The 3,233-nt window shown below is 61.3% G+C and carries 3 protein-coding genes and 1 pseudogene; 3 read left to right on the plus strand and 1 reads right to left on the minus strand.

Annotated elements, in window-relative coordinates; translation table 11 throughout:
• A pseudogene (locus tag NW841_RS09575) lies at nucleotides 1-411 on the plus strand (hypothetical protein); the annotation flags it as partial.
• Nucleotides 412-504: 93 nt separating this feature from the next.
• On the opposite strand, the gene NW841_RS09580 reads toward NW841_RS09575, so the two are convergent.
• On the minus strand, nucleotides 505-1,257 hold the full coding sequence (locus NW841_RS09580; RefSeq protein WP_414366154.1) for a DUF561 domain-containing protein: 753 nt from the start codon (nucleotides 1,255-1,257) through the stop codon (nucleotides 505-507).
• A gap of 186 nt (nucleotides 1,258-1,443) precedes the next feature.
• Between NW841_RS09580 and speB the strand changes: the two genes are divergently transcribed.
• Both speB and NW841_RS09590 read left to right on the plus strand, forming a co-directional pair.
• Nucleotides 1,444-2,349 carry an agmatinase gene (speB, locus tag NW841_RS09585; protein WP_414338569.1) on the plus strand — a complete coding sequence of 302 codons (906 nt, stop codon included), beginning with the start codon at nucleotides 1,444-1,446 and terminating at the stop codon, nucleotides 2,347-2,349.
• Between the two features lie 147 nt (nucleotides 2,350-2,496).
• Nucleotides 2,497-3,219, plus strand: a complete 723-nt coding sequence (locus NW841_RS09590; protein ID WP_414333442.1) for a YggS family pyridoxal phosphate-dependent enzyme — start codon at nucleotides 2,497-2,499, stop codon at nucleotides 3,217-3,219.
• The last annotated feature ends 14 nt before the right edge of the window (nucleotides 3,220-3,233 follow it).

Raw genomic sequence — 3,233 nt, forward strand, 5'->3', positions numbered from 1 at the left:
GGTGTTGTCAAGACGCCTCTAGCCAATTCCTTGAAGCAAATCCCCAAAGTTCTGCTGACTTTTCTGTTCGCGTCAGCGGGACGGACTCCTTGCAGGTTGGCTGAGAGATTAATCTCCCTCGAACGCTTGCCACCAGTCGGGTTTTTCACCGTTTTAGAGGCTCACCTTGGTGACAACTATACGATTGATGAGCAACTAAAATTGCTGACGGGCTTTTCCGCCCCGCCCTACTCGCGTCAGCGGCGCGGAGCGCTTAGTACGGGGCCACCAAGCTATCCCTCTGTGTTGGTCTATCGCTCCGCCCACGAGCCAAAGCGCCTGCTGAAGTCCGCAGACACCCTCGATCGGGAAGAGGTGATCCCTGGCTTCCAGTTGCCACTTGCCGCTCTCTTCCAGAAGCTGCCTTTCTAGCCTGCAACCGGCTCCCCCTTAGATCGGCCAAGGCCAAAACTTTAAGAGGTGGCGCACAGCCACCCCACCGGGAAAAGGACTCTCCCATCCAATTCAAACAAGCGCCGGCACCCGTGCTTCAGACAAAGCTTCCCTGAGGGCTCGCACCTGGGCCACCATGGCCACTTCATCCTGAAGGCGACTGACAGCTTTGCCCACCCCCACTCCTGAAGCGCCGGCAGCGATGGCTAGGGGCACCGTCACCGTTGAGAGGCCAGAGGCGCAGATGACCGGCAGCGAGACCACCCGGCTGATCTCATAGGCGGCAGCCAGGGTGGGGGCAGCCTTCTCAATCAGGCCTAGGGATCCGCCGTGACGGGGCTCAGCGCTGGTGCCGCCCTCGGTTTGGATGAGATCGGCCCCCAGATCTTCCAGTTTCTCGGCCAATTCCGCCTGCTGATCCAAAGGCAGCGTGTGGGGAACGGTTACCGACAAAAGCGTGCGCGGCAGCAGAGAGCGGGTTTGGCGGGTGAGCTCTAGAACTTCCGCAGCGGAGAAGATGCGGCCCGAAGGGTAGAAGCTGTCGTAATTGCCGATTTCGGCCATGTCGGCCCCCGCCTGCACAGCGGCAGCCAATTGCTGCGGCTCCACCGCCGACACACAGATGGGCAGATCAATTTGCGCTCGCACCTGCTGCACCAATTCGGGACTGGCGGCGATGTCCACCCAAGTGGCTCCTCCCTCCTGGGCGGCACGGGTGACTTTCAGCACCGACTGCAGGTCGAAGTTTTGCAGGCCGCTGATGATCTTGAGGGCACGGCGCCGGGCAAGGGCGTCGAAAAGGGCAGCTTGAGAGGCTGTGGTCATAGGCTCGTTAGCTTGTTGAAACGGGATACAAGAGGAGTGAAAGCAAATCGGCTGGGGCAACCTTTGCTCAGTCTAGAGGGTTTGCTGCCATCCTACAAGGGATCCGCCCTTGGCCGGTCACCCCAATTTTTGCGGGCTATCCCAAGATCTTTCAATACAATAGGGATCCCCTCTTCTGCTCTTGCCATGTACCGCTCTCCTTTCCCCTTCTTGGGCCTGGCTGAGCCGGATCCGGAGCTGGCCCAAGCCATTGTGTTGCCTATCCCCTACGAGGCCACCACCTCCTACGGCAAAGGCACGGCCAAAGGCCCTCAGGCGCTGTTGCAGGCTTCTGCCTATGTAGAGATCTACGACGAGGTGAGAGACTGCCAGCCGGCTCTCCACCCCGACTTTGCCGCAGAGACCTCCCGCTACTGGACGGCGCCGCCAGTGGAGTTCGAGGGGCTGGACGCCCACGAGTTGGCCATGGCCGCGATTCAGCGCCGCGCTGCCGAGTGGGTAAGGCCAGGGCGGTTTCTGCTCTCCATTGGCGGGGAGCACTCCATCACTGGCCCCTTGATTGCCGCCCACCTGTCCCACTACCCAGAACTGCACGTGCTGCAGATCGATGCCCACTGCGACCTGAGAGACAGCTACGAGGGATCCCGCTACTCCCACGCTTCCGCCATGGCCCGCGTGGTGGAACAAGTGGGCGGCCGCCTCACCCAAGTGGGGATCCGCTCCCTCTGCGCCGAAGACCGCCAGGCCATTCGCAAGCACCGCTTGCACACCTTCTTTGCCCACAGCCTGCACGGCAAGCCAGCCCAGGAGTGGATCCCCGAGGTGATCGCCACGCTGGGATCCCAGGTTTACCTGACGGTGGATGTGGACGGGTTGGATCCTGCGGTCGTGCCGGCCACGGGCACCCCTGAACCCGGCGGCTTGGGCTGGTGGGAGACCGTAGAGCTGATCCGGGCCCTGGGGCAGCAGCGGCAAATCGTCGGCGCCGATGTGGTGGAGCTGGCGGTCACCGGGGAACGGGAAACCGATCGCCGCAGCGCCTTCACCGCCGCCAAGCTGGCCTATCAGATCCTGGCAGCGGCCTTGGGCTAGGCTCCAGAAGAACTGGGCTATGGCTGGGTTCCCCCTGTTTCCACCTGGCCGCTGGAGCACCGGCTCCAATCTCGAAGTATCCAGACAAAACGAGGACTGGACTCTCTCTGTCGAGATCTTCTGCTAGCTTCCTAGGTGGCCCTAGCCATGTCTCCGCCTTCTTCCAGCTCCCTTGAAGCGTCGCCGCCCCCCGTTGACGAAGAGCTCATCCACAGCCGCATTCAGGCCATCCGCGCCCGGATCCCAGGCCATGTGGAGATCATGGCGGTGAGCAAAGGCTACAGCGTCAACCACATCCGCGCCGCCTATCGAGCCGGGATCCGCCACTTTGGCGAAAGCCGAGTGCAAGAGGCAGCCGCCAAACAGGCGCAACTGCAGGATCTGACCGATATTGTCTGGCACTTGATCGGGCATTTGCAGACCAATAAGGTAAAGCCGGCCCTCAGACAATTTGCCTGGATTGACAGCGTCGATAGCCTGCGCCTGGCCAAGCTGATCAACCAAAAAGCCTGGGAGCTGCACCTTACCCCCAAGCTCTGCTTGCAGGTGAAATTGGCCCCGGATCCCAATAAATTCGGCTGGCTCATCCCCGATCTGCTGCAAAGCCTGCCGCAACTGAACCAACTGCTACAGGTGCAAATTGTGGGCCTGATGACCATTTTGCCTTTGGGCTTGAGCTCAGAGGCAGCTCTAGAGCTGTTTCGCAAGCTGGCCGAGCTGGCCGATCACATCCAGCGCAGCGGCTACGAGCATCTGCAGTTGCACACCCTCTCCATGGGCATGTCCGACGATTACCCCCTGGCGGTGGCCGCAGGCTCCAACCTAATCCGGCTGGGGCGCGCTTTGTTCGCCGATGCCGAGCGGAAATAGCATAGATGGAGCCT

This window comes from Synechococcus sp. H60.3, from assembly GCF_047462295.1.
In the GTDB taxonomy this organism is placed as follows: Bacteria; Cyanobacteriota; Cyanobacteriia; order Thermostichales; family Thermostichaceae; genus Thermostichus.